This window comes from Polaromonas potterensis, assembly GCF_033446725.1.
GTDB lineage: Bacteria > Pseudomonadota > Gammaproteobacteria > Burkholderiales > Burkholderiaceae_C > Polaromonas.
Genome location: NZ_JAWQLX010000005.1, coordinates 91,545 through 118,535 on the forward strand (window position 1 = coordinate 91,545; position 26,991 = coordinate 118,535).

The following is a 26,991-nucleotide window of genomic DNA, read 5'->3' on the forward strand; positions in this document are numbered from 1 at the left end:
TCGCTCCAATCATCGCGCAATTACCCGAGCGACCTCGGGTATCCCGCATGCCCGGACAACGCGCGGACTCGGATAATCAGCCCGAATTGAAAACGCCGCAGGCCATCCCTGTCGCCGTTTTCATACCCCGACCTGCAAGCCCGACTGCCCCCTGGAGACCCGTTTGAAAATTCTGCAAAACCTTGCGAAGCTGTGCGCCATCCTGGCCGGACTGCTGCTCACAGGGATCACCCTGATGACTTGCGTCAGCCTGATAGGCCGCAACACCACCGGCGCGACACTGGTCGGCGACTTTGAACTGACAGGCGTCGCCGCAGGTGCGGCCATCGCCTTGTTCATGCCTTTTTGCCAGCTTCAGCGCGGCAACATCATTGTTGACTTTTTCACGACTCGGCTCAGCGAGGCGAGCAATGCCAAGTTGGACCGCTTTGGCGCCTTGTTGCTGGCCGTCCTGTTCGCAGTCCTGGCCTGGCGCACGTCGCTGGGTGGCCTCAACTCCTATTCAACACATTCCGAAACACAAATCCTTGGCTTCCCTGAATGGGTGACCTACGTGATCATGGTGCCGCCCTTTGTCCTGACCGCTTTCATTGGCCTGCACCAAGGCCTGTTTGGATTTAGCGGCAACGCGGGAGCACAGGCATGAACGCCATCACTCTGGCACTCGTCATCTTTGGCATCATGCTGGTCTTGATGGCCTTGCGGGCACCCATCGCGGTGGCCATGTTTGTGGCAGGCGGCATAGGTTACGTGATGCAAACCGGCTGGTCGCCTTTTGCCAGCTTCCTCAACACCCAGGCCTTCGCCCGTTTTGCCAGTTACGACCTGTCCGTCATTCCGCTCTTTATCCTGATGGGACATTTTGCGACACAAGGCGGCATCAGCAAGGCGCTGTTCCAGTTTGCCGCCAGTGTGATGCGCCACTTCAAAGGTGGTTTGGCCATGGCGGCGGTCTTGGCCAGCGCCGCTTTTGGCGCGATTTGCGGCTCCTCCGTGGCGACCGCGGCGACCATCACCAGCGTGGCGCTGCCAGAGATGAAACGCCACGGCTATTCCGGGCGACTGTCCACGGCGACGCTGGCGGCCGGCGGAACGCTGGGCATCTTGATTCCACCCTCGGTGCCCCTCGTCATATATGCCATCTTGACCGAGCAAAACATTGCCAAGCTGTTTGCAGCCGCCATGGTGCCCGGCCTGATCGCCATGTTCGGTTACATCGCGGCGATTGCGATTTATGTGCGAGTTGTTCCGGGCCACGCGCCCGAGGTTCAACTCGACAGCGCGCGGGTCACGCTGCGTTCTGCACTCGCCGTCATGCCTATCGCCATCATTTTTCTGCTGGTGTTCGGCGGCATTTATGCCGGTTATTTCACGCCGACCGAAGGTGCGGCCGTGGGAGCGGCCGCCACCTTTGTCGCGGCCCTGCTCAAGCGGGAGCTGACCTGGGCCAAATTCATCCAGTGCTTTTATGCCACGGCAGAAAGCTCGGCCATGATTTTCCTGATCTTCATCGGCGCCGACCTGATGAATTCGGCCCTGGCCCTGACCCAGGTGCCCAACCAGCTTGCGGCCGTGGTCGGCGGCTGGGGATTGTCCCCCTTGATGGTGGTGACGGCGATTTTGCTGTTTTATGTGGTGCTGGGAGCGGTGATGGACGAGCTGTCCATGCTGCTCTTGACTATCCCGATTTTCTTCCCCATGGTGATGGGGTTAGATTTCGGCATGCCCAAGGAGTCCGTGGCCATCTGGTTTGGCATCATGGTGCTGATGACTGTCGGTTTTGGCCTACTGGCACCGCCGGTCGGGCTTAACGTGTATGTCGTCAACGGCATGGCCAAAGACGTACCGATCGCCGAAAGTTACCGCGGTGTGTTGCCCTTCCTGATCAGCGACACCCTGCGCACCACGCTGCTGCTGTTCTTTCCCGGCATCTCGCTCTGGCTTGTCAAATACATCAGCTAGCTGCTCTCAGGGCAATCACGGGTTCACAAACCAGTCTGCCTGCTTTAATTTCACATAACTTATATCGGAGACACACATGATTCAGCGACGTACACTTCTTAAAACCGGCGCCGTGGCCGCACTGGGCTCACCCGCCCTTTCCGGCTTGGCCCAGCAGGCCGTGACCCTGAAGTTTCACACCTTCATGTCACCCTCGTCCAACGTCTGGCTGGGCATGCACAAGCCGTGGATGGAAAAAATCGAAAAAGAATCGGGCGGCCGCATCAAGTTCGAAGGTTATCCCGCCATGCAGCTGGGCGGCACACCGGTGCAACTTTACGATCAGGCCAAAGACGGCGTGGTCGACGTGGTGTGGACCTTGCCAGGCAATACCGCCGGACGTTTCCCGCGCATCGAGGTGTTTGAGCTGCCTTTCATGATGTCCAATGCGGAAGCCACGTCCAAAGCCTATTGGGAATATGTGCAAACCATGGCTGCCGACGAGTTCAAGGACACCCAGGTTCTTGCACTGCATGTGCATGGCCCCGGCGTGATTCACACCGTTGACAAACCGGTCAAATCGATTGCCGACATGCGCGGCCTCAAAATGCGTGCGCCCACCCGCCAGGTCACCAAGCTGATGGGCATACTCGGCGCCATCCCGGTGGGCATGCCCCTGCCAAGCATTCCGGACGCCTTGAGCAAAGGCACGATCAATGGCTGCGTGATTCCGTGGGAAGTGGTGCCTTCGGTCAAGGTCAACGAACTCACCAAGTTCCATGCCGAGTTTGATCCCGCCGGTGGCAGCCTGTACACCACGACCTTCGTGATGGCCATGAACAAAGCCAAATACAACTCACTGGCACCGGACCTGAAGAAAATCATCGACAACAACTCCGGCATGGCCACCTCGGCCTGGCTGGGCAAGGTGCAGCAGGGCAACGACGTTCCGGGCCGAAAAACAGCCAGCGACCGTGGCAACACGATTTACACCGTCAGCGCAGCCGAAGCCCAGGAGTTCCGTCGCAAGTCGCGAACCGTGGAAGTCGAATGGGTGGAAGACATGAACAAGCGCGGCTTCGACGGCAAGAAATTGCTGGAGACCGCACGCGGCCTGATCGAGAAACACACCAAAACCACCAAAGCCTGATTCAGGCGGTATGCATCAAAGGGCTCCGCAAGGAGCCTTTTTACTTTCAATTTACACTTGAGCCATGTACCGCAGCCCCATTAAACATTGCAAAAACTGCGGCACCGCCGTGGTCTACCGGGTGCCTGACGATGGCGACATCAAGGAGCGCGCAGTCTGTCCGTCCTGCGGCACCATCCACTACGAAAACCCGCTCAACGTGGTCGGCACCGTGCCTCACCTCGGTGACCGCGTGTTGCTGTGCAAGCGCAACATTGAGCCACGCTGGGGCAAATGGACTTTGCCTGCCGGTTTCATGGAGTTGAACGAAACCACCTCGCAAGGCGCGGCTCGGGAAACCGACGAAGAGGCCGGTGCGCAGTTTGAAATGGAGGACCTGTTCAGCATCCTCAACGTCGAACGTGTCGGTCAGGTACATCTGTTTTACCGGGCCCGGCTGCTCAGTGACCAGTTCAATCCCGGTCACGAAACCATTGAAGCCAGGTTGTTCACCGAGTCTGAAATCCCCTGGGAAGAAATTGCCTTCAAAACCGTGAAAACCACGCTAGAGCGTTACTTTGACGACAGACGCAAAGGCAGTTATGGCGTTCACGTGCTGGATATCAGCTAAGCCAGGCATGGCCTCAATGTAAGCAAGTGCAGTTCACGCGCCTGGCGTCACCTAAAATTTACTATCCCCGGCCTATCGACAGGGGCAGCCGCCTGCCTCTTGCGTTTTCCCCATCCAACACTCCGGAATTTCATGTTCAAAACCGCGTCTTTCTTCCGCATTGCCGACGACTTCGTTCTCCCCCCTCTGGAAGCGCTGGAGGAAGTCCTCCAGGCGGCCTGCTTCATGCCTTGCGACGCCACCCAGGCCGAGTCCAGCGGCTGGGTCGCCCCGCGCGGCAATAAAAGCACGGTCCTCGTCGAAAGCGTAGGCGGCCAGGTGATCGTGAAGCTCTGTAGCGAACGCCGGCCACTGCCCGCCTCGGCCGTCAAGGCCGCTGTCGAGGAACGTATTGAAAAATACAAACAGGAAACCGGGCGTGAACGTGTAGGTGCCAAGATCAAGAAGGAGTTCAAGGAAGAAGCCATTCTTGATCTCTTGCCGCGCGCCTTCACCAAACGGTCGGCCACAACCTTGTGGATAGACCCCATCCACAAATTTTTGGTGGTGGATTCCGGCAGCCTCACGGGTGCCGACAAAGTCGTGAGCCACCTGATCGAGGCGCTCAGCGAGGTTCCGGGCTCCAGGCCCGGCATCCAGGTCAAACCGGTTCAAACAACGATGGCGGCGGCCACGGCCATGGCACATTGGTTGTCGAGCCGCGAGGCACCGGTCGGCTTCACGGTCGATCGTGACTGCGAACTCAAGATGCCAGACGATCAGAAATCAACCGTCCGTTATTCGCGCCACACGCTGGAAATTGATGAAGTGGCGCAACACATCGCATCGGGCAAAGTGCCCACACAACTGGCCATGACCTGGAATGACCGCGTGTCCTTCATGCTCACGGATGCCGGACAGGTGAAAAAGCTCAAGCTGCTGGATGTGGTACTCGACGGCGTTCTGGACAAAGGCAAGGATGACGACGGCTTCGACACCGATGCGGCCATCGTGACAGGCGAACTGTCGGCCTTGATCCCCGACCTCTTGGAAGCCCTGGGCGGAGAACTGTCCGGCGATGCGTCAGCGCCTCCAACCGAGGCCGCCGCCGCCGCCACCAAAGCGGCAGCCGATCTCGCCGCCGTTTAAACACAGCAACAAATAAAGGCCGGTGAGCAAATGCTCGCCGGCCTTTATTTTTTGGGCCGGCTTCGACGCACCGGCTTCGTCTTCGTCAGGGCGAATTTCTGGTTCGCCTGATCCAGCCACAGCAAGGTTTCCACGTGCGACATAAAACGCTGCAGGTAGTCGGGTGACAACTTGCGCATCAAGGCCAGGGAACGAAGCACCAGCATGTGCGAATTCATGGGGCCGGCGTTGGCAGGCCCGCGCCCAACGGACTGTTTCACCTGATCTTCGGCCGCCATCCTGGACCAGGACTCCCGGAAGCGACGCACGCTTGCCATTTCAGAACTGGCCGCCAGGTTGCTGAGCAGACTGCTCCCAAGACCGCTCTCGAGGTGGTGATCAATACCTTCCTGCTTCACCTTCTGGAGGTACTGGTTCAGCTGGCCCAGCGGCACGCAGGGTTTCTTGAGCGCCGATTTCGCGCCCAGCCGGCGCATGCCCGCGTAGTCGCCTGCCGCGAAAAGCCGCTGCAGTTCACGGGCCAGGTCCGGATGTCTGACGGACAGGCTCGCCAACTCGTCGCTGGCCGACTTTTGCGCCTGTCTGAAACGTTCGCCATAGTCCGCCAGCGCAACTTTGAACTTGCTTTCCAGGATGCGTCGCACCTCGCCTGGCGCTGCATCCATGCGCTGCGACAACAGCTCCAGGTAATGAAAGCGCGCGGGATCGAAGTGCTGGGCACCTTCCTTGCGCAAAGACGCCTGCCACGACAGCAGCGACGTTTCCCCTTCCGGCTGCGCATGCGGCATGTCGGAAAGACCCGACTCACTCATGGGTGGCGGATTTCACATTGGTGGACTTGGGCACTGGTGCCATTTCCACGCGCCGGTTCAGCGCGCGCCCCTTGTCATCGATGTTGGAGGCCACCGGTTGCTCTGCGCCAAAGGCCGCGGCAAAGGCCAGCGACGAGGGCATGCCTTCCGCGATCAAGGCACGGGTCACCGTCAGGGCGCGCTGGGCCGACAGCTCCAGGTTGTCGGCAAAACGCTGGTTACCTTCCTGGATGGGTTTGTCGTCGGTAAAACCGCTGACCATCAACATTTCATCGCGCTCACCCAGGTAGACCTGCAAGGGGGGCACCAGGCTCTTCAGCAGCAAACGGCCGTCGGGACGCAACTGGTCCGAGTTCAGGGAAAACAACACGCTGCCGCTGATGCCAATACGTCCGTTGTTCAGTGTGACCCGGCCCGTGGCCAGCGGAACGGCCAGGGCTTTTTCCAGCGCCATGCGGCGCTGCTCTTCGACCCGGCGCTTTTGCACCTCGGACTCCAGATTGCTCATCAAGTCCATCTGGACCACCAGCACCCCGACCAGGATCAGCACAAAGGCGCCCAGCAAGCCCGACATCAGGTCGCCGAAAACGGCCCAGACCGGCGCGGTCTGCTCTACGCCGTCGCCGCTGTCGTCCAGCACCCTCATCCCGCGACTCCCGCGGCTTTCTTGCTGTGGAGCTGGCGAAGGTCTTCGACAATGCCTTGCTGCGAGCTGATGCTGAGGTCTATCACCTCACGCGCCTGCGCCACGTAGTAGGCCAGTTGTTCATCACTTCGCGCCATGGACTGGCTCATGCTGCCTTCCATGCGCTGCAGGCTGTCAATCAGCTTTTCGTTACTGGTGTTGAAAAGCTGCACGCCATGGTTGAAGGATTCGCCCAGGCTGGCCAGCTCGACCGCGCTGCCGACCACTTGCGCCGCCACTTCCGCGGACTTGCCCGCCTGCGCGCCCAGCGTGTCGGCAAACTGCTGGCTGGCCTGGTCCATCACCGCCGCCGCGGAAGCGGCCAGCGACTCAATCGCAGCACGCTGTTCGCCCGAGGACTGGTTGATGGTCTGCAGCAGTGCATTGATCTTGTCCATCACGGCGCTGCGCTCTTCGAGCGCGAGGTTGTCCCGCGCTGTGATCCGGCTCATTTCCTGGCGCAACTGCGCAATCACTTCGGCCGCGGCCTGGGGCACCTCGGAGGTCGTTTGCATGAGGCGCGCCATGGGTGCTTCCAGGGCGGAGCCCAGCGTGGCCAGATGACTGGCCAGTGCCGCCTGCAACTCGCCCAGCCGCTCGACGGCGGCGTTACCGCGCACCGCCTCCTGGTCCCGCAGTGCGCCCATTTCCGTGCGCCAGACACTGGCCAGTTGATCCATGCGCTCGCCCTGCTGTTGCGTCCAGTGGGCCTCGGTCTCTATGCGCGACCTAACCAGCTCCTCGGAGCGGTCCAGCAAACGTGTCATGTCGTCCAGCGTCCGGCTGGCCTGGTGGCTGGTGCGTTCGGTGATGTCGCCAGCGGTTTTCTCCAGCGCCAGGCAGACGGCCTGCTGCTGGTCCAGCATCTGCAGCCCGGCGCGCTGCCATTCGCTGTGCAGCGTTGTGGCCATGTGCTCCAGTTGCTGCGCCCAAGCGGCCAGTCGCTGCTGATCGGTCGATACCTGCTCAGCCTGCGAGCTGGCCACGGCCTCGTTGACAGTGATCAGATGAGCAGCCAGCGCCGTCTGCAGTTCTCCCAGCCGCGCCACGGCGGTATTGCCCCGCGTGGCCTCGTCGTCCCTGAGCGCGCCCAGTTCCGTGCGCAGCAAGCTGGCCAACTGGTCCATGCGATCGCCGTGCTGCTGCACCCAGCGGGCTTCGGCGTCGATGCGGGCGCGCGTCGTTTCCTCGGACTGCGCCAGCAGCCGCGTCATGTCGCCCAGGGTCTGGCTCGCATGACGGCTGGCGCGTTCGTTGATCTCGCCAGCGGTTTTTTCCAGCGTCTCGCACACTGTTTGTTGGTGCGCCAGGGTCTGGGCCCCGACGCTCTGCCATTCGCTCTGCAGCGCGGTTGCCATCGCTTCCAGCGCCTGCGTCCAGCTCGCCAGCCGCTGACTATCCGCTGCGGCCTGGTCAGCTTGCGAGCGGGACGCGGACTCCTTGACCGTGGCCAGCAAGGCACTGGCGCGCTGCTCAAAGCCGTCCGTGAAGCTGGCCAGTGCCCGGTCCAGGCCCTGGACCTGGTGTTCGCTGGTGCGGGCATGGGTCTGCAGCGCCGTCGTCCAGGTTTCGGACACCGTGCGGGCGGTGGCGCTGAAGGCGCTGCTGAGGCCGTTCAACTGCGTCTGTGCCGCCTCGCTCACGCGCTCGTGCAGACGCTTCGATTCCTGCGCAACTTCCGTCATCGCCGCCTCGACCACGGGCTTGAGGCTTTCGCCCACCACTTTTGCGCTGGCCGTCAGACTGTCTTTCAGGGTCTGCCCGACGCTGTCGGCCAGACCGGTGTAGGCGACGCTCACGTCCCGGTGAAACTGCGCCTGACTACCCAGCAACTGCTCGTTCAACTGCTGGCTACGGCGTTCCATGCTCTCCATCATGGCCTGCAACTTGTCGACCACCTCGGGCAAGGCATTCGCCTGCAATTGCAGCGCCTTGAAGGTTTCCTGGCGCTGATGGGTGAGCGACAAGGGCCGAAAGACGGTCGCAATCCGGGCGTCCAGCTGCCGCGCCACGTCCACCCGCTCGCGGCGGCTGATGGCCGACAGCAGGCCCAGCATGGCCGACGCGGCCACGCCGGCCACCGAGGTGCCAAAGGCCAGCCCCAGGCCTTTGATGGGCGCGGCCAGCGCCGAGCGGATGGCGTGAAGATCCGTCGAGCCCTCAAGCGCAAACACGGCGCCCTTGAAGGTCACGACCATGCCCAGGAAGGTGCCCAGCATGCCCAGCATCACCAGCAGGCCCACCAGATAGGGAGTCAGCGCGGGGCCCGGCAAGGCGACCCGTTCACCCTCGATCCGCAAACGCACCGCGTTTTGCAGTGACGGGTGGACACCGCCCAGCCAGGCGCTTATGTCAGGCCGCGGTTGCGCAATGTCGGCCAGCGCCGCCGCCAGCGAGGCGGTGGCAGCACGAAACTGCTTGAGTTCGAACGCGCCCAGCAAATACACCCCGGCAATCACCACCGTCATGAGCAGGGCCATCCAGCTCGAACCGACAAAGCCCCAGCCCACCCAAGTCACCGTGATCAGGCCGATGGCGAAAACGGCTGCAAAAAAATTCCTGTTCATGGCTGCTTCTTAACCTCTTTGCTGAATGCTTCAATCAATCCCACGACCGGCTGCAGCCGGACCTCCAGTTCCGCCAGCAAGACCTCCTGCATCTCCTGGCCGAAGACGTCCTGTTGCTGCGCAGGGTCCAGCCCGAGTGGCTGGGTTTGACGCAAGTGTTTGAAACGCCGTTCAAGCAACACGGGCACGCTTGACAGCAGTTTTTGCTCCCGACCACCGAGCATCTGGTCCATCACGGTATCGAAGCTTGCCAGTTGCCCGAGTTGGGGGGAGACCTTCGTGAGGGCTTGCCGGACATAGGCACGCAAGGCATCAATCCGCAATGCCATCTGGCGTTGCTGATCGATATAACGCTTGTGATACGGCGCATAACCCTCATCCGTCTCCGCGGCGGCTTCTGGGGGCGGGACGAGGTTTTTGCCTTGTTTTCCGCTGGCAGGAGCTGCATCACTTGCCGTGATGGACTTCACCAGCGTCGTTCGCACCCGATGAAATTCCTCTTCCAGGGCGAGGGGTTTGGCCAACAACGCAGTCAATGGTTTTTTCTCGTCAACCGCATCGATGGACTGGTGTGCCGCATGGAGCGTGATGGCATCAAAAACGCCCAGCCATTCGCCCAGTCGTTCCGAAAAATCCTGCCTCGACGCCTCAACCTCTACGGAGGCCCAATCACTGAGCAAGCGAACGAGTCTTGAACTGCTGAAAATCCTGACCTCTCAATCAGTGGCCCCTCGTAAAAACAAGGCCGAAAAAGAACAATGGCCTAGATGCCAAAGCGTCTAAGCCATTGATTTCAATTAAAAATTTTGGTCGGTGTGAAAGGATTCGAACCTTCGACCCCTTGCACCCCATGCAAGTGCGCTACCAGGCTGCGCCACACACCGTCTCAAGCCTTAGATTATAACGTGCTCTTGAGCCATTCAGTAAGTGGAACTCAAGAGATCGCGAATTTCAAACAATTCGCGGCGTATCAGCTGCAGCCTCTGCTGCGCCGCATCGTTGTCAGTCAAGTGCGCGAGGTCGGGCGCGCTGTCTTCAAAATCCGCAGAGTCAGCAAAGTCGTCCAGGCTTGAGTCCCCAGCCTCCATCACATCCACACCGTCGAGCATGACTTCGCCATTGCGGCGCTTGTCACGTTCGGTCTGCACGATTTCTTGCAGCTTGTTGCGCGCGCCACTGATGGTGAAGCCCTGGTCGTAGAGTAAATCCCGGATTCTGCGAATCATCAACACTTCGTGGTGCTGGTAGTAACGGCGGTTGCCACGCCTTTTCATCGGGCGCAACTGCGTGAACTCTTGCTCCCAATAACGGAGCACGTGAGGTTTGACGCCGCACAAATCACTGACCTCACCAATGGTGAAGTAACGTTTCGCGGGAATGGGGGGGAGAGGTTTCTCCAATTAAATCAATGCGCTAAGCGGTAAAGCTACAAATCTACTCTAAGTCGAAACCAAGAGCAAACAGTTACAAAAAGATATGTCAGGATGTGTTGTTTAGTTCACAGCCCGGCTCAAGCCATCGTAACAGCCGGCCAGTCTGCGGAAGAGGCACAAACCCTGATTGATCTTCGGCCGGTGCCGGCCCTGTTCGCCAGCAGCACAAGCCGCTCAGGCCGGACCGGGTAGGCCCTGAATTTGCTCTTTGAGCTTGTGGCTGGCGTGGAAGGTCACCACGCGGCGCGCCTGGATAGGAATCGACTCTCCAGTGCGCGGGTTACGCCCCGGACGCGGCGCCTTGGTGCGAATCTGAAAGTTGCCGAAACCGGAAATTTTCACGTCGTTGCCGTCCACCAAGCTGTCGGAGATCAGATCAAAAAACGCATCGATCATATCTTTCGATTCGCGTTTGTTCAAACCAATCTGCTCAAACAGCAAGTCCGCGAGGTGGGCTTTGGTCAGTGCGGGACTCTCAAGACTTTCAACGGCAAATTCCACGGCACGCTCCTCGCTGATGACTGTTGTTGTTTGTGAAAGCTCAGGCACGTAAACGCGCCTGCACACGGCCCCCGAGTTGTTCAAGCACCGCCTTGATGGCCGCCTCGATCTGTTCGTCGGTCAGTGTAGCGTCGTCGCTGCCAAGCACCAAGCGCACCGCCAGGCTTTTTTCGCCCAGCTGCATGACGGCATTGGCCTGCTGCGGCCGGTAGATGTCGAACAAGGTGGCCGACTTCAGCAAGCCGCCAGTGTCGGCGCCATGGATCGCGGCGATGACCGCCGCATGGCTGACCTGCTCCGCGACAATGACTGCGATATCACGCTCCACAAGCTGGCGCTTGCTGACCGGCTGAAAGCCGGGAAGCGGACGCTGCAGCAAAGCATCCAGCGCCAGTTCAAAAAGAATGGGTGCTTGCGCCAACTCGTAAGCCTGGCGCCAGCGGGGATGCAATTCCCCAACAAAACCGATGTCCACTCCGTCCACCGTCACACGGGCGCAACGGCCGGGATGCATGGCCGGATGATCGCCTGGCGTGAACACCGCTTGCAGCGGCGCCAGCAAGGCTTGTACATCGCCTTTGACATCGAAGAAGTCCACCCCCTTGTCGGACTGGCTCCATTGCAAAGCCTCACGCGGCCCATAAGCCAGGCCCGCCGCCCGCATCGGCTGGTCAAAACCCGCCACCGTGGTGTCAGTGTTCTGGCTCTTGGCATCACGCAAAAATACCCGGCCCAGTTCAAACACGTTGACCCGGCTGGCCTTGCGATCCAGGTTGAACTTCAGCACCTGCAGCAAGGAGCCCAGCAGGGACGAACGCATCACGCTCATCTGGCTGGCGATCGGATTGAGCAGCTTGATCGGATTCGGATTGCCGGCCAGCTCGTGCTCCCAGCGCTCTTCAACAAAACTGAAATTGATGGTTTCCTGGTAGCCCAGCGCGGCCAGCGCACGACGCACGGCAAACGGGCTGCGGCGGGACTCGGTCCGTATCCTGGCGGTGATGGGTGCCAGCGGCGGCGTGTTGGGCAGGTTTTTGTAACCCACCATACGCACCACTTCCTCAATCAGGTCTTCCTCGATCTGCAGGTCAAAGCGGTAGCTGGGCGGCGTCACCGTCAAGGTCCCTTCGGCTTCCAGCACGGGCAAACCCAGGCGTCGAAGGGCATCGCCGCACTGCGTCTGGGTCAACGGCATGCCAATGACCTTGGCAGCGCGCGCCACCCGCAAGGTCACCGGTGCGGCCTTGGGCAGGTTGGCCTGTACATCGTCGATGGGCCCGCAAACAATGTCCGGGGTGCCGCAGATGGACAGGATCAGCTGCGTGATGCGCTCGATGTGTTCGACGGTTTGTCCCGGGTCCACACCGCGCTCAAAACGGTGGCCGGCGTCGGTGGAAAAGTTGTAGCGGCGTGAACGACCGGCAATCGCCTTGGGCCACCAGAAAGCGGCCTCGACATACACATGTTGGGTGTCATCCGACACAGCCGTGGCGTCGCCGCCCATGATGCCGGCCAGTGACTCGACCTGGGTGTTGTCGGCAATCACGCCCACCTTTTCGTCGACCGTCACGGTGTTGCCGTTGAGCAGCTTCAGCGTTTCGCCGGGCTTGCCCCAGCGAACGTCCAGCCCGCCTTGAATCTTGTCGAGGTCAAAAATATGCGAGGGCCGACCCAGCTCGAACATCACGTAGTTGGAAATATCCACCAGCGCGGTCACGCTGCGCTGGCCGCAACGTGCCAGGCGGTCCACCATCCATGCAGGGGTAGCAGCCTGGGTGTTGACGTTGCGCACAATACGCCCGGAAAAACGTCCGCACAAATCAGGCGCGCTGATCTTGACGGCCAATTGGTCTGCACTGCTCACGTTGACGGGCGGGAAGGATGGCGCTTTCAAAGGCGCACCGGTCAAGGCTGAGACTTCGCGGGCAATGCCGTACACACTCAGGCAATGCGCCAGGTTGGGTGTCAGCTTGAGGGTGAACAGGGTGTCGTCAAGCTGCAGGTGCTCGCGGATGTCCTGGCCCAGCGGGGCGTCGGCGGCCAGCTCCAGCAGACCGCCATGGTCTTCCGACAATTTGAGCTCACGCGCCGAACACAACATGCCCTGGCTTTCCACACCACGCAGCTTGCCGACCTTGATCAGGAAGGGTTTGCCGCCTTCGCCGGGTGGCAACTCTGCACCGACCAGCGCGCAGGGCACCTTGATACCGACACGTGCGTTGGGTGCGCCGCAAACGATGTTGAGCAAGGCGCCCTGCCCCACGTCCACCTGGCAGACACGCAGGCGGTCGGCATCCGGGTGTTGCACCGCTTCCTTGATTTCACCCACCACGATTTTGGTGAAAGGTGGCGCCACCGGCTTGAGTTCTTCGACCTCCAGCCCGGCCATGGTGAGAGTTTCAGCCAGTTGTTCGGTGGTCAACGACGGGTTGCAGAATTCGCGCAACCAGGATTCGGGAAATTGCATTTTTGATCAAGCCTGATGGGTTACTGGAACTGCGACAGAAAACGCAGGTCGCCGTCGAAAAACAGCCGCAAATCGTTGACGCCATAACGCAGCATGGTCAAACGGTCCGGCCCCATGCCGAAAGCAAAGCCGATGTATTTTTCAGGGTCCAGCCCCATGTTGCGCACCACGTTCGGGTGCACCTGGCCGGAGCCTGCGACTTCCAGCCAACGGCCGGCCAGCGGGCCGGCCTGGAACTGGATGTCGATCTCGGCGCTGGGCTCGGTGAAGGGGAAAAAACTCGGACGGAAGCGCAACACCAGGTCGTCGCTTTCGAAAAAGGTGCGGCAGAAATCGGTAAACACCACCTTCAGGTCTTTGAAGCTGACGTTCTCGCCAATCCACAAACCTTCGCACTGGTGGAACATGGGCGAATGCGTGGCATCACTGTCCACACGGTAAGTGCGGCCGGGCGCGATCACACGAATCTCCGGCATCACGCCGCCGGCATCTATCAGCGCGCGGTGTTTTTTGACATGCTGCACCGCGTAGCGGATTTGCATCGGGCTGGTGTGGGTGCGCAGCAAATTCGGCGCGGCTTCGGTGCCGCCTTCGACATAAAAGGTGTCGTGCATGGAACGCGCGGGGTGGTCTTCGGGCGTGTTCAGCGCCGTGAAGTTGAACCAGTCGGTTTCGATCTCCGGGCCTTCGGCCACATCAAAACCCATGGAGCCGAAAATCGCCTCGATACGCTCCAGCGTCCTGGACACCGGGTGTAATCCGCCCTGCGTTTGCTGGCGGCCCGGCAGCGTGACGTCTAGCGCTTCGGCTTTCAGCTGCATCTCGAGCTCGGCATCGGCCAGCGCCTGGCGGCGCGCCGTGAGTGCGGCCTCGATGGCCTGCTTGGCCAGGTTGATGGCAGCGCCGCGGGATTTTTTCTCTTCCACGGGCAAGGCGGCCAGGCCTTTCATCAACTCGGTGATGCGGCCTGACTTGCCCAAAAACTGCGCCTTGGCATTTTCCAGGTCCGCCGGTGTCACCGCCTGCGTAAAGCTGGTTTTTGCCGAATCCACCAGAGCATCGAGTTCGTTCATAAATTTCTTGTGAGTTTCTTGCCAACCCGGCCACAGTTCTCGTCTGCCACCCGGTCAAAGAAAAAGGGCCAGAGCCTTTTCAAGCTCTAGCCCCCGTCTTTTGTGCGCAACCAGCTATCAAATCAATAGCTGATCACCCTTCCAAAATCAAGCAGCAAGCTTGGCCCGGACCTGGTCCACGATGGCGCCGAAAGCGGCGCTGTCATGAATGGCCATATCGGACAGAACCTTGCGGTCAATCTCGATACCGGCTTTTTTCAAGCCGTTGGCAAACTGGCTGTAAGTCATGCCGAATGAACGGCTGGCGGCATTGATACGCGCAATCCACAAGCGGCGGAACACACGTTTCTTGTTACGGCGGTCACGGTAGGCATATTGCCCGGCCTTCATCACCGCTTCTTTGGCGATCCGGAAGACATTACCGCGGCGACCGCGGAAACCTTTTGCAAGGGCTAAAACTTTTTTGTGGCGGGCGCGAGCCGTTACACCACGTTTGACGCGAGGCATGTGATTACTCCTTGTTCGTCGTTAATTAAATACCCATGCCGGGCAGCATCTGTGCCATGTGACCCATATTGGTCTCATGAACAGCAACTGAACCGCGCAAGTGGCGTTTGTTTTTGGTGGTCTTCTTGGTCAAAATGTGACGTTTGAAGGCTTGGCCGCGCTTGACGGTACCACCCGGACGAACGCGGAAACGCTTTTTAGCGCCGCTCTTGGTCTTCATTTTGGGCATTAAATGCTCCTTTTCATTTGTGCTCGTGAGGCGCTGCGAACCTGACGCAGACTTGACGGCCCCGAGCCACTTGTCATGGTAAGTTTTACAACTCGCCATTTGTTGACGGCGCATATTTAAACACACCGTCTTCGGAAAGCAGATTCATCTGCCTTCTCGGGAAGTGCTCATGCACTCCCTTTGAAAAACCTGCCGGTAATTTACCCGCAGGTTGAACTCCTCATTCGTGACAAGCGCCCTCAGGCGTTTGTCGGTGTAGCCGGCGCTGCTTCCGCGGGCGCCGCTGCAGGCTTGGCAGCCACCTTCTTCTTGCCCGGCGCGATCATCATGACCATCTGCCGGCCTTCGAGCTTGGGAAACTGCTCGACCAAAATCAAATCGGCCAACTCGTCACGGATACGCGCCAGCAGGGCCAAACCCAGTTCCTGGTGCGTGATTTCGCGACCGCGAAAGCGCAAAGTAATCTTGCACTTGTCGCCCTCTTCCAAAAAGCGCTTGATATTGCGCAATTTAATGTTGTAGTCGCCATCGTCGGTACCGGGCCGGAACTTGATTTCCTTGACCTCGATCACCTTTTGCTTGGATTTCGCTTCAGCCGCTTTTTTCTGCTCGGCGTATTTGAACTTGCCATAGTCCATGAGTCGACACACTGGCGGCACCGCCGTTGGCGAGATCTCGACAAGGTCAACGTCCGCCTCACCAGCAAGGCGCAAGGCCTCCATGATGCTGACAACGCCCAAAGGCTCATTGTCCGGCCCTGTCAGGCGCACTTCAGGGGCCATGATTTCACGATTCAAGCGGTGCTTGCGTTCTTCACGGTGACGGCGGTCACGAAATTCAGTAGCGATGGCTGTAATCCTTTAACACTTGCTATAAAAGCTATAGCTGCTTGCGCCCGTCCAGCAAGGACGACAGGCCAAAATCATTAACAAAACAGTTAAAAATCAGGCTTTTTGGGTAATGTCGGAAGCAATCGTTTGGGCAAAAGCTTCGAGGGACATGACGCCAAGGTCTTTGTTACCCCGGGCACGCACTGCAACCGCGCCAGCTTCCTTCTCTTTGTCGCCCACGACAAGGATGTAAGGCAGCTTTTGCATTGAATGCTCCCGTATTTTATACGTTATTTTCTCATTGCGCAGATCTAGGTTGACCCTAAGCCCTTGATTCTGCAGCGTTTTAGCTATTTCACGACAGTAATCGGCCTGTGCATCCGTGATATTGAGCACAGAAACCTGCACCGGAGCCAGCCAAGTTGGCAGCGCGCCAGCGTGTTCTTCGATCAAGATGCCGATAAATCGCTCCAGGCTACCAACGATGGCACGGTGCAGCATCACGGGGCGATGGCGAGCGCCGTCTTCACCCACATATTCCGCATCCAGGCGTTCAGGCATGGAGAAGTCAACCTGAATCGTGCCGCATTGCCACTGCCGGCCAATCGCATCCTTCAAGGTGTACTCAATCTTCGGACCGTAAAACGCACCCTCGCCCGGGGAAATTTCGTACTCGCAGCCGGAAGCGCGCAGGCTTTCGATCAGCGCATGTTCGGCCTTGTCCCAACTTTCGTCGGAGCCGATACGCGCTGCCGGCCGCGTGGCCACCTTGTAGATGATGTTTTTAAAACCGAAGTCTGTATAGACTTTTTGCAGCAAGGTTGTGTAGTCGACACACTCCTTGAGGATCTGCTCTTCGGTGCAGAAAATATGGCCGTCGTCCTGCGTGAAGCCGCGCACACGCATGATGCCGTGCAGGCCGCCGGTGGGCTCGTTGCGATGGCACTGGCCGAACTCGCCGTAACGCAGCGGCAGGTCGCGGTAACTCTTGATGCCTTGCTTGAAGATCAGGATATGGCCGGGACAGTTCATCGGCTTGAGCGCGTATTCACGTTTTTCCGATTCGGTCGTGAACATGTTTTCGCGGTACTTGTCCCAGTGGCCGGTTTTTTCCCACAGCGACTTGTCGATGATTTGCGGGCCCTTGACTTCCTGGTAGCCGTTGTCCTGGTAGACCTTGCGCATGTATTGCTCGACGCCCTGCCACACCGTCCAGCCCTTGGGGTGCCAGAACACCAGACCCGGCGCGTGTTCGTCGATGTGAAACAGGTCCAGCTCGCGGCCCAGCTTGCGGTGGTCGCGTTTTTCCGCCTCTTCGAGCAGGGTCAGGTATTGCTGCAATTCATCCTTGGTGGCCCAGGCCGTGCCGTAGATACGCTGCAACATTTCATTGTTGTGGTCACCGCGCCAATAAGCGCCGGCCAGCTTCATGAGCTTGAAAAACTTCAGCTTGCCGGTGCTGGGCACGTGCGGGCCGCGGCACAAATCTTCAAACTTGCCTTCGCGGTACAAAGACACGTCTTCATTCGCCGGAATGCTGGCGATGATCTCGGCCTTGTAGTGTTCGCCCAGCTCCTTGAAATAAGCCACGGCTTCGTCGCGCGGCAATACGCGGCGTGTCACCGGCTCGTCCTTGGACGCCAGCTCGACCATCTTTTTCTCGATTGCCGTCAAATCTTCCGGTGTGAAGGGACGCTTGTAGGAGAAATCATAGAAAAAGCCGTTCTCGATCACCGGTCCAATCGTGACCTGCGCCTCCGGAAACAACTCCTTGACCGCATAAGCCAGCAAGTGGGCGGTCGAGTGGCGAATCACGTCCAGGCCTTCGGGGTCCTTGGCCGTGATGATGGCCAGCGGGCTGTCGCTGCTGATGAGGTAACTGGTGTCCACCACCTGGCCGTTGACTTTTCCGGCCAACGCGGCCTTGGCCAGACCGGCGCCTATCGATGCAGCCACGTCGGCCACGGTCACAGGCTGGGGGAATTCACGAATCGAGGCGTCTGGCAGCGTAATTTTGATCATGATGAGCAGGCCGTAAAAATGGAAAAAGCGCGGAAACTGCCGCGCTTGAAGAGGATAAGGCTGGAGGGTCGCTATTAATTAAGTAGCTACAAATCACCTGGGGATGCGGCTAGCGCCCTGGATGACTCCAAACTGGAGGCGTGGTCGTCGTTCGCGGCGTCATAACCCGCGCGATCCTTCCTGTGTCCAGTTTGATTGATTGCATGGCCTTATTTTACGGCAGCTTGAGTTCAAGCCCCAGCACCGCCGGCATTTGCCGATCAACCCAAGAAAAAGGCCCGGAGAAGCTGGTGGCTTCGGCCGGACCTGGCGGCCACCCGGAGGTGGACCGCTTGCGCTCAGATCAGTGCGCGATTCAGTGGAACTGCTCTTCTTCGGTCGAGCCGGTCAGCGCGGTCACGCTGGACTTGCCGCCCTGGATCGCGGTGGTGACTTCGTCGAAATAACCGGTGCCGACTTCCTGCTGGTGCGACACAAAGGTGTAGCCGCGGTCACGGGCTGCGAATTCGGGCTCTTGCACCTTCTCGATGTAAGCCGTCATGCCGCGCTTGACGTAGTCTTGCGACAGGTCGTACATGTTGTACCACATGGAGTGAATGCCGGCGAGCGTGATGAACTGGTACTTGTAACCCATGGCGCCGAGCTCGCGCTGGAACTTGGCGATGGTCGCGTCGTCCAGGTTTTTCTTCCAGTTGAAGGACGGCGAGCAGTTGTAAGCCAGCATCTTGCCCGGGTGAACCTTGTGCACGGCCTCGGCAAACTTCCTGGCGAAGTCCAGGTCGGGCGTGCCGGTTTCGCACCACACCAGGTCGGCGTAATGCGCATAGGCATTGGCACGTGACACGGCCTGGTCCAGACCTTTGCGGGTCTTGTAGAAACCTTCGGCCGTGCGCTCGCCGGTCAGGAAAGGTTTGTCGATCTCGTCGTAGTCGGAGGTCAGCAGGTCAGCGGCTTCGGCATCGGTACGGGCAATCACCAAAGTAGGCACGCCGCAAACGTCGGCCGCCATACGTGCGGCGATCAGTTTCTGGCAGGACTCGCGGGTTGGCAACAAAACCTTGCCGCCCATATGACCACACTTCTTGACCGAGGCGAGCTGGTCTTCCCAATGCACGCCACCCGCGCCGGACTTGATCATGGCTTTCATCAGTTCAAAGGCGTTGAGCACGCCGCCAAAACCGGCTTCGGCATCGGCCACGATGGGCGCGAAGTAGTCGATGTAGTCCTTGTCGCCGGCGTCAATGCCTTTGGAGTGCTGGATCTCATCGGCGCGGCGGAAAGTGTTGTTGATGGTTTCAACCACCTTGGGCACCGAGTCCACCGGGTACAGCGACTGGTCCGGGTACATGGCCGAGTAGCTGTTGTTGTCCGCGGCAACCTGCCAACCCGACAGGTAGATGGCTTTCACGCCGGCCTTGACCTGCTGCATGGCCTGACCACCGGTCAATGCACCGAGGCAGTTGACGTAGGGCTCGTTGTGCAGGAGGTTCCACAACTTCTCAGCACCGCGGCGGGCCAGCGTGTGTTCGATAGGGAAAGAACCGCGCAGGCGCACCACGTCGGCCGCGCTGTAACCGCGCTTGATGCCCTTCCAGCGGGGATTGGTTGCCCAGTCCTTTTCGAGGGCGGAAATTTGCTGTTCGCGGCTCAGTTGTTCGGTAAGCGTCTGTGGCATGTGGTCACTCCAGAGGTTAAAAAAATGAGGGACAAACCGCTGTGCACTGGGGGAGTGTCTTGGCGTCTTGCTCTGGCCTCCACTTTAAGTCTTCTACAAGACTTTTGTAAGCTCTTATGTCTTATATAAGACAAAAATTATCTTCAATGAAATCAACATCATTTATCTAAATTTTTACAGTACGGAAATTCATTTCTCATATTGAGAAATATTCCCGCAGCGCAGCATTTTCATATTTCACAGTATGAAAATCATTTATCGGATGCTGAAATGCGATGCCTGACCCTCTCGGTGGCCCGACCGTGCGGCCCGGCCCGCCCGTGCCGCCCAGGGTTTAGTCGCAGGAGAAAAGGTCGCGGCCCTGCAGCCAGTCGCCACTGGCGATCACCGGCCGGCCAGCCGTGTGTGCCGGGTTGATTTCATACATGAGGCAGCTCAGGACCGGGGTCTCGGGCGAATGCCCTTCCGACAGCGACACGGCCACCTCTCGCTTGAAATATTCGTCGTTCGGCTGCGGCAAAACACCTTCGATGATGTCGAGCTGGTACTCCAGCGCGGGGTCTATGGCGTAGACCTCACCCAGCACACGGCCAGCCCCGCCCAGGATCACGCCGGGATAGCGCCCGAGGTGATACAGCACTCCCGGCACACTGGCCATGCCGACAAACCGCGGTGCGGGAGACAGGCGCGTGATGTCGCGCACATCGCCACGGCGCAAGGTGCCATAAACAAAGACAAAGCGGCTGGGCACAGCCGTGCTCGGATCACCCATGGAATTGAGGCATGATTTCGGGCAGCATACGCGGCCTGTTGCCGACGGTCCCAGCCTTCACCCTCCCAGAAAGAAAATCAAATTTCATGAACCGGATTGTGGCCTACGCCTGCCTGGCGCTCAGCATGTCCCTGGTGGGCAGTTATGTGGCGCTGTCCAAACCGCTGGTCGCCATTTTTCCGGTCTTCTTGCTGGCCTGGCTGCGTTTTGGCATTGGCGGGATGGCGATGTTGCACTGGCTGAAAAAACCGGCCGACGAAGTCGCCATGACGCGGCAGACCCAACAACTGGTGTTCCTGGAATCCTTTCTCGGCAACTTCCTGTTTTCCATTTGTATGTTGTTTGGTGTGAGTTTGAGCAGCGCGGTGGCGGCCGGCGTCATCATGGCGGCCATCCCGGCCGCGGTGGCGGTCATGAGCTGGCTTTTTCTGCGTGAACAGATCCGGCCCCGCATCTGGCTGGCCGTGGCCTGTGCGGTGTTGGGCATCATGCTGGTGTCGCTATCAAAAATAGAGCTGATTGCGCCCGGCCCTTCTGGGCTGGAGGCCGATTTGGCATCCAACCAAGCCTGGCTGGGAAATTTGCTGCTGGTCGGCGCCGTCTTGTGTGAAGCCGCGTATGCGGTGATTGGCAAAAAACTCACGGGTGCGCTCGGCCCCAAACGCATCACGGCGCTGATCAACCTCTGGGGCTTTGTGCTGGTCACCCCCATGGGGCTGTGGATGGCCTGGCGTTTTGACTTTGGCGCCGTCGCGCCGGCCATGTGGTGGCTGCTGCTGTTTTACGCGCTGGCCGCCAGTGTCTGGACCGTGTGGTTGTGGATGACCGGCCTGAAAAACCTGCCGGCCAGCCAGGCCGGTATCTTCACGGTCATGTTGCCCATCAGCGCGGCGGCAGTGGGCGTGGCCGTGCTGGGTGAAACACTGGGCGGCCTGCAGATGACCGCCTTCGCACTGGCACTGGCAGGCGTGGTACTCGCGACCTTGCCGCAGCGGGCGCGGGCCGCCCCCATCCGGACAACGCCGCCCTCCTGACGGCCCCAGCGCCTACAGACCCGGCGCAGCCCAGGCCCCAGACTGAATCCCACGCACTACAGGAGACAAGTGATGGGATTTGCAAAACTGCTGGGGCGTATGGCCATGGCACCCTTTTCTAAAGCGCTGCCAAAAATGGGCGACACCGAACGCGCGGCGCTGGAGGCCGGCAGCGTCGGTTTCGAGGGCCAGATTTTTGCCGGGCGTCCGGACTTTGACAGCTTGATCGGCATGGGGCCCGGTGTCATCACCGCGCAGGAGCAGGACTTTCTGGACAATGAGGTGACCACCTTGTGCGCGATGCTGGACGACTTTGCCATCGACGAAGCCCACAACCTGCCACCCGAGGTCTGGCAATTCATGCGCGAGAAACGTTTTTTCGGCATGATCATTCCAGAGGCCTGGGGTGGCCTGGGTTTCAGCCACCAGGCGCATGCCACCGTGGTCACCCGCATCGCCACCGTTTGTGTGCCGGCCGCGGTGACCGTCATGGTGCCCAATTCGCTGGGGCCCGCGGAGTTGCTGCTGCGTTACGGCACCGAGGCCCAAAAGCAGCACTACCTGCCCCGCCTGGCCGACGGTCGCGAGCTGCCCTGCTTCGGTTTGACCGCGCCTTATGCCGGCTCCGACGCGGCGTCCATCCCCGACCGCGGCGTGTTGACCGAACGCGAGATCGACGGCCAGATCGTGCGCGGGTTCAGTATCACGTTTTCCAAGCGCTACATCACGCTGGCGCCCGTGGCCACGGTGGTCGGCCTGGCCTTCCAGGCCATCGACAACAGCCGGCCCGAAGGCCAACGCGAACTGGGCATCACCTGCGCCCTGATTCCCGTGCCGCAAGCCGGCATGCAAATCGGCCGGCGTCACCGGCCCATGAACAGCGCGTTCATGAACGGCCCCATCGAAGGCCAGGAGGTGTTTGTGCCCATGGACTGGCTGATTGGCGGCGAAGCCCAGCTTGGCCAGGGCTGGCGCATGCTCATGGAATGCCTGGCCGCGGGGCGCGCGATTTCGCTGCCGGCCCTGGGCGCGGCCACCCAGCAGGCGTCGCTGTTTGTGGCCAATGGCTACGGCCAGGTGCGCGAGCAGTTCGGCCTGCCCATAGGCCGCTTCGACGCCATTGCCGGCCTCATCGCCGGCATGGCGGCCGAGCTGTATGCCACCGACGCCGCACGCCGCTACACCGCCGCCGCGCTGGACAAGGGTGAACAACCCAGTGTGGCCAGCGCCATCCTGAAGGTGCATCTGACCGAAGCCGGGCGCCGCTCGGTCAACCACGCCATGGACATCCTGGGCGGCAAAGGCATCAGCAACGGCCCCTCCAATTTGCTGGCCTCGGCCTACCGCCACATGCCGATTGCCATCACGGTCGAAGGCGCCAACATTCTGACCCGCTCGCTGATTATTTTTGGCCAGGGCGCCGTGCGTTGCCACCCCTTCGTCATGCAGGAAATGCAGGCCGTTGCAGCGCGCGATGAAGAAGCGCTGGGGCAGGCGCTGCTGGGTCATGCCGGCCATGCCGCGCGCAATCTATGGCACAGCCTGTTCGGCGCCCCCCTGATCGGCACACCGCCCGAGGTCTTGCGCGCGGAGGCACACCTGCTCGCGCGCCTGAGCGCCAAATACGCCCTCACCTGCGACCTGGCCATGGGCTTGTTGGGCGGCAAGCTCAAACGCATGGAGTTGTTGTCGGCCCGGCTGGGCGACTTCCTGGCCCATCTGTACATGGCCAGCGCCTGCTTCTGGCGCTACACGGCCGACGCTGACAGCGAGATGTCGCCCTTCACACGCGCTGCGCTGCGGGTGCAGCTTGATGCGGCCGAGGAAGTGCTGCGTGACCTCTACGCCAACCTTCCCGCGCCCGGCCACCGCCTGATAGGCGCCCTGGTCCTGAGCCGCACGGCCCACCTGGCCCCGCTGCGCGATGTGCAAATGCTGGAACTCGCCCGCTTGTTGCGCAGCCAACGCACCTTGCTGGCCCGCCTCTGCCCGGACGTCAGCACACCGAAACAAGGCGGTCTGCTGGACCTGATGCAGGCGCTGGAACTGTCAGCGCAACTCGGCGAGCAAACCACCGCACTGAACAAACAAGTGCGCCGCACCCGCTCCTTCGAGGAAGCGGCGCTCAGCACGGCCAACCCGGCCTTGTCGCTGGCCTACCTGCACGCGGCCAACCGCGTGATCCAGGTCGACGACTTCGCGCCCTGAGGCTAAGAGCCTGTTTACGATCGATAAAGGGGTCGCGCAAGGCCCGGCACAGGTTTAAAGTGGGGAGTCCTTCCACTCAAGAGGAGACAGGCCATGTACCAGCGAATTCTTATTGCAACCGATGGCTCAGCCCTTTCCCGCTTGGCGGTCGACAGCGGCATCGAATTGGCAGCGCTTGCTGGCGCGCAAGTCGTCGCCCTGAAGGTGGTACCACGCTATCCGGTGAGTTACTTCGAAGGCAACACGTCCCTGTCCGCCAACAATAAAAATATCGCCGCCATCGAAAAGCAATGGGCAGACGCAGCGCTTGCCGTGGTGGAGGAAGTCAAGGCCAGCGCGGAGGCCAGAGGGGTTAAGGCCAAGGCCATTACCAAGACATCGGACCTGATCGCCGAGTCCATCATCGCCATGGCGAAAAAACACAAATGTGATTTGATCGTGATGGCCTCACACGGTCGCCGTGGCCTCAAGCGGGTTTTGATGGGCAGCGAGACCACACATGTGCTCACGCACTCGCATATTCCGGTGCTGGTCTTAAGGTAAATAAGCCTGCGGCCCTTTCATCTCGAGCGCAAGCAGCTCCTGAATCAATAGCGATGCGGCCAGCGCTTCAGGTGAACAGGGCTTTGTGCTGCTCGCGCAAGATGTTTTTCTGTACCTTGCCCATGGTGTTGCGCGGCAGGTCGCTGATGCTGAAGCAACGTTTGGGAATCTTGAAGTTGGCCAACTGGACCTTGAGCCCGGCCAGAATGTGCTCCGTATCCAGCGTGCTGCCAGGTTTGGCCACCACAATGGCCACACCCACCTCGCCAAAATCCGGGTGCGGCACACCGACCACTGCGCTTTCGGCCACGCCCGGCAAGTCGTTGATGTAGGCCTCGATCTCGGCCGGGTACACGTTGTAGCCGCCGCTGATGATCAAGTCCTTGCTCCGCCCGACAATCACCACATAACCGCGCTCGTCGATTTTTCCGACGTCGCCGGTTTTGAAAAAACCATCGGCCGTGAACTCTTCCTTGGTTTTTTCCGGCATGCGCCAGTAACCCTGGAACACATTTGGCCCCTGGACCTCGATGCCACCAATTTCACCGGTCGGCAACAACTGCCCGCCCTCATCCCGCACCCGCAGGCTGACACCGGGCAGGGGAAAACCTACCGTGCCACCACGCCGTTCGTCACCCGCGTAGGGATTGGAGGTCAACATGGCGGTTTCGGACATGCCGTAACGCTCCAGGATGGTGTGGCCAGTCCGGTTTTGCCACTCGGTAAAGGTCTCGATCAGCAGCGGTGCGGAACCTGCCACAAACAGGCGCATGTTGCGGCAGGCCTCGCGGGTCAGCCCCGGCTCGGCCAGCAGGCGCACATACAAGGTGGGCACACCCATGAACACCGTGGCCTCGGGCAACTTGCGCACCACCAGCTTGGGGTCGAACTTGGACAGCCAGATCATTTTGCTGCCGTTGATCAGCGCGCCGTGGATGGCCACAAACAGGCCGTGCACATGGAAGATGGGCAAGGCGTGGATCAACACGTCGCCCCCCTCTTCCGGTTTTCTCCAGCCCCAATAGTCCTTCAGCACCAGCGCATTGCTCAACATATTGCCGTGCGACAGCATCGCACCCTTGCTGCGGCCGGTGGTGCCGCTGGTGTAGAGAATCGCCGCCAGATCGTCGGGCTGGCGTTGCACCACCGCGTGCTGGTCGCTGCAATGCGCGGCGCGGTCCAGCAGCGAACCCGTGCGGTCCTCGTCCAGCGTGAACACGTTCTGCGTGCCGGCCTTGAAAGCGATCTTGCTGACCCAGCCGAAATTTTTGCCGCTGCACACCACCACGGCGGGCTCGGCGTTGCCGATGAAATATTCGATCTCGGCGCTTTGGTAGGCGGTGTTCAGCGGCAGAAACACATAACCGGCGCGCAAGGTGGCCAGGTACAACATCATGGCTTCGACCGATTTTTCCACTTGCACGGCCACCCTTGCGCCCTCGGGCAATTGCAGCGACTTCAGCAGGTTGGCCAGCATGGCCGTGCCGCGCTCCAGATCGCGCCAGGAATAGTTCAGCCCGTTGTCGGTTTCAAGCGCCACGCTGTCGAGGTCTTGGGGAAAAGCAGCACGCAGGGCGGCGAACAGATTGTGGTTTTTCATGAGGTCGTGAATAGGAAAATCAGGGAAGGCAGAAACAAGCGTGGTACGCGCCTCGGCGGAAAACGGTTTTATACCGACTGCGTCAATCGCTATGCTATTCATAGCCACTTGCGCCCGTCCCTCCTGGGCTGGAGCCCTAAAAGGCTCTTAACTCAGCCAGAGGGACGGCTTGGGCGCACCTCTCAATCCAGCTTGGCACCCGAGGCTTTCACCACCTGGGTCCATTTTTTAATCTCTGCGCTGATGAAGCTGCCAAATTGCGGGCCAGCCAGGTTGGAGAACTCCGCACCCTGTCCGGCCCAGACGGCCTTGGCTTCGTCAGTGCTGCAGGCCTTGCGGATCTCCTCGATCGCGCGCGCCTGCGCCTCCGCTGGTGTGCCTTTGGGCGCCCACACGCCGTACCAGGTGGTCACGGTGTAGTCGGGCATGCCGACCTCGGCGGCGCAAGGCACGTCGGGGAAAGCCGCGTTGCGTTTGTTGCCCGAGACCATCAGCGCCTTGACGCGACCATTCTTGATGTGGACGGCCGACGAGCCGAGGCCGTCAAACATCATGTCCACCTGGCCGCCGACCAGGTCGCGCAAGGCCGGGCCGGCGCCGGTGTAGGGAATGTGGGTGATGAATGTTTTGCTCTGCTGCTTGAACAACTCGCCAGCCAGGTGGTGCGAGGTGCCGGTACCGGCCGAGCCGTAGTTGTACTTGCCCGGATTCTTGCGCACCAGTTCGAGGAAGGACTTGAAGTCCGGCGCCGCGATGTTTTTCGGATTCACCACCACCACCTGCGGCACGCTGGCCACCAGGATCAGTGGCACCAGGTCTTTCTCGATGTCGTAGTCGAGCTTGGGGTACATGCTGGGCGCAATGGTGTGGTGCACCGCCCCCATGAACAAGGTGTAGCCATCGGGCTGCGCGCGCGAGGCAATGCCGGCGCCCAAGGTGCCGCCCGCGCCGCCGCGGTTGTCGATCACCAGTTGTTTGCCGGTCAGGCGTGCGAACTGCGCCGACATGGGGCGCGCAAACGCGTCGGTGCCGCCGCCTGCGGGAAAAGGCACGATCATGGTCACCGGTTTGGTGGGCCAGCCCGATTGGGCGTAGCTGCCCATGGAAAACACCGCCGCGCCGGCGGCTGCCCCACGCAACACATCCCGCCTCGATGGCTTGATCTCAAAACTCGATGTCATGTCTGTCTCCTGTTGTTGTTGAA

The 26,991-nt window shown here is 60.2% G+C and carries 24 protein-coding genes and 1 tRNA gene; 8 read left to right on the forward strand and 17 right to left on the reverse strand.

Features of this window, described 5'->3' with window-relative positions:
* Window positions 1–163 precede the first annotated feature (163 nt).
* From R6254_RS11170 to R6254_RS11190, 5 genes are all read left to right on the forward strand, one after another.
* On the forward strand, window positions 164–646 hold the full coding sequence (locus R6254_RS11170) for a TRAP transporter small permease (protein ID WP_318406825.1): 483 nt from the start codon (window positions 164–166) through the stop codon (window positions 644–646).
* On the forward strand, window positions 643–1,962 hold the full coding sequence (locus tag R6254_RS11175; RefSeq protein WP_318406827.1) for a TRAP transporter large permease: 1,320 nt from the start codon (window positions 643–645) through the stop codon (window positions 1,960–1,962). Before R6254_RS11170 ends, R6254_RS11175 begins: the two co-directional genes overlap by 4 nt.
* A 76-nt stretch (window positions 1,963–2,038) precedes the next feature.
* Window positions 2,039–3,091 carry a TRAP transporter substrate-binding protein gene (locus tag R6254_RS11180; RefSeq protein WP_318406829.1) on the forward strand — a complete coding sequence of 351 codons (1,053 nt, stop codon included), beginning with the start codon at window positions 2,039–2,041 and terminating at the stop codon, window positions 3,089–3,091.
* 64 nt (window positions 3,092–3,155) lie between these two features.
* Window positions 3,156–3,701: an NUDIX hydrolase gene (locus R6254_RS11185; RefSeq protein WP_318406831.1), complete on the forward strand. Its 546-nt coding sequence runs from the start codon at window positions 3,156–3,158 to the stop codon at window positions 3,699–3,701.
* 132 nt (window positions 3,702–3,833) lie between these two features.
* Window positions 3,834–4,829 (forward strand): recombination-associated protein RdgC, encoded by a 996-nt coding sequence (locus R6254_RS11190; RefSeq protein ID WP_318406832.1) that lies wholly within the window; start codon window positions 3,834–3,836, stop codon window positions 4,827–4,829.
* Between the two features lie 44 nt (window positions 4,830–4,873).
* Here R6254_RS11190 and R6254_RS11195 read toward each other — a convergent pair whose 3' ends face one another.
* From R6254_RS11195 to R6254_RS11265, 15 genes are all read right to left on the reverse strand, one after another.
* Window positions 4,874–5,641, reverse strand: coding sequence for a DUF2894 domain-containing protein (locus tag R6254_RS11195; protein ID WP_318406833.1), 768 nt, complete (start codon window positions 5,639–5,641; stop codon window positions 4,874–4,876).
* The gene (locus R6254_RS11200) at window positions 5,634–6,287 is read right to left on the reverse strand and encodes an OmpA family protein (RefSeq protein ID WP_318406834.1); all 654 of its coding nucleotides are present in this window, start codon (window positions 6,285–6,287) and stop codon (window positions 5,634–5,636) included. Before R6254_RS11200 ends, R6254_RS11195 begins: the two co-directional genes overlap by 8 nt.
* Window positions 6,284–8,893, reverse strand: a complete 2,610-nt coding sequence (locus tag R6254_RS11205; protein WP_318406836.1) for a DUF802 domain-containing protein — start codon at window positions 8,891–8,893, stop codon at window positions 6,284–6,286. Before R6254_RS11205 ends, R6254_RS11200 begins: the two co-directional genes overlap by 4 nt.
* Window positions 8,890–9,600 (reverse strand): DUF3348 domain-containing protein, encoded by a 711-nt coding sequence (locus R6254_RS11210; protein ID WP_318407086.1) that lies wholly within the window; start codon window positions 9,598–9,600, stop codon window positions 8,890–8,892. Before R6254_RS11210 ends, R6254_RS11205 begins: the two co-directional genes overlap by 4 nt.
* Before the next feature lie 100 nt (window positions 9,601–9,700).
* Window positions 9,701–9,777: transfer RNA gene (locus R6254_RS11215), tRNA-Pro, on the reverse strand.
* 36 nt (window positions 9,778–9,813) lie between these two features.
* The gene (locus tag R6254_RS11220; RefSeq protein ID WP_318406838.1) at window positions 9,814–10,293 is read right to left on the reverse strand and encodes a MerR family transcriptional regulator; all 480 of its coding nucleotides are present in this window, start codon (window positions 10,291–10,293) and stop codon (window positions 9,814–9,816) included.
* 207 nt (window positions 10,294–10,500) lie between these two features.
* Window positions 10,501–10,827 carry an integration host factor subunit alpha gene (locus R6254_RS11225; RefSeq protein WP_318407087.1) on the reverse strand — a complete coding sequence of 109 codons (327 nt, stop codon included), beginning with the start codon at window positions 10,825–10,827 and terminating at the stop codon, window positions 10,501–10,503.
* Between the two features lie 40 nt (window positions 10,828–10,867).
* The gene (pheT, locus tag R6254_RS11230) at window positions 10,868–13,294 is read right to left on the reverse strand and encodes a phenylalanine--tRNA ligase subunit beta (protein WP_318406839.1); all 2,427 of its coding nucleotides are present in this window, start codon (window positions 13,292–13,294) and stop codon (window positions 10,868–10,870) included.
* A gap of 20 nt (window positions 13,295–13,314) precedes the next feature.
* Window positions 13,315–14,367: a phenylalanine--tRNA ligase subunit alpha gene (pheS, locus tag R6254_RS11235; protein ID WP_318406840.1), complete on the reverse strand. Its 1,053-nt coding sequence runs from the start codon at window positions 14,365–14,367 to the stop codon at window positions 13,315–13,317.
* A 147-nt stretch (window positions 14,368–14,514) separates the two neighbouring features.
* Window positions 14,515–14,874, reverse strand: a complete 360-nt coding sequence (gene rplT / locus R6254_RS11240) for a 50S ribosomal protein L20 (RefSeq protein ID WP_318406842.1) — start codon at window positions 14,872–14,874, stop codon at window positions 14,515–14,517.
* Window positions 14,875–14,899: 25 nt separating this feature from the next.
* A complete protein-coding gene (gene rpmI, locus R6254_RS11245; RefSeq protein ID WP_188708569.1) occupies window positions 14,900–15,103 on the reverse strand; it encodes a 50S ribosomal protein L35 in 204 nt (67 codons plus the stop codon).
* Between the two features lie 239 nt (window positions 15,104–15,342).
* The gene (gene infC, locus R6254_RS11250) at window positions 15,343–15,960 is read right to left on the reverse strand and encodes a translation initiation factor IF-3 (protein WP_318407088.1); all 618 of its coding nucleotides are present in this window, start codon (window positions 15,958–15,960) and stop codon (window positions 15,343–15,345) included.
* Window positions 15,961–16,047: 87 nt separating this feature from the next.
* Window positions 16,048–17,955 carry a threonine--tRNA ligase gene (gene thrS, locus R6254_RS11255; protein ID WP_318406843.1) on the reverse strand — a complete coding sequence of 636 codons (1,908 nt, stop codon included), beginning with the start codon at window positions 17,953–17,955 and terminating at the stop codon, window positions 16,048–16,050.
* A gap of 355 nt (window positions 17,956–18,310) precedes the next feature.
* On the reverse strand, window positions 18,311–19,630 hold the full coding sequence (gene aceA, locus R6254_RS11260; protein ID WP_318406844.1) for an isocitrate lyase: 1,320 nt from the start codon (window positions 19,628–19,630) through the stop codon (window positions 18,311–18,313).
* Window positions 19,631–19,964: 334 nt separating this feature from the next.
* The gene (locus R6254_RS11265; protein WP_318406845.1) at window positions 19,965–20,402 is read right to left on the reverse strand and encodes a gamma-glutamylcyclotransferase family protein; all 438 of its coding nucleotides are present in this window, start codon (window positions 20,400–20,402) and stop codon (window positions 19,965–19,967) included.
* 86 nt (window positions 20,403–20,488) lie between these two features.
* On the opposite strand from R6254_RS11265, the gene R6254_RS11270 reads away from it, so the two are divergent.
* The 3 genes from R6254_RS11270 (at window position 20,489) to R6254_RS11280 (ending at window position 24,187) form a co-directional block, all read left to right on the forward strand.
* Complete coding sequence (locus R6254_RS11270; protein WP_318406846.1) at window positions 20,489–21,436, forward strand: DMT family transporter; 948 nt, start codon at window positions 20,489–20,491, stop codon at window positions 21,434–21,436.
* A gap of 72 nt (window positions 21,437–21,508) precedes the next feature.
* Entirely contained in the window at window positions 21,509–23,644 is a 2,136-nt protein-coding gene (locus R6254_RS11275) for an acyl-CoA dehydrogenase (protein WP_318406848.1), read from the forward strand.
* Between the two features lie 93 nt (window positions 23,645–23,737).
* Complete coding sequence (locus R6254_RS11280) at window positions 23,738–24,187, forward strand: universal stress protein (protein ID WP_318406850.1); 450 nt, start codon at window positions 23,738–23,740, stop codon at window positions 24,185–24,187.
* A 67-nt stretch (window positions 24,188–24,254) separates the two neighbouring features.
* Here the strand turns inward: R6254_RS11280 and R6254_RS11285 are convergent, their stop codons facing one another.
* Window positions 24,255–25,787 (reverse strand): malonate--CoA ligase, encoded by a 1,533-nt coding sequence (locus R6254_RS11285; RefSeq protein ID WP_318406852.1) that lies wholly within the window; start codon window positions 25,785–25,787, stop codon window positions 24,255–24,257.
* Between the two features lie 182 nt (window positions 25,788–25,969).
* A complete protein-coding gene (locus R6254_RS11290) occupies window positions 25,970–26,968 on the reverse strand; it encodes a Bug family tripartite tricarboxylate transporter substrate binding protein (RefSeq protein WP_318406853.1) in 999 nt (332 codons plus the stop codon).
* Between the last annotated feature and the right edge of the window lie 23 nt (window positions 26,969–26,991).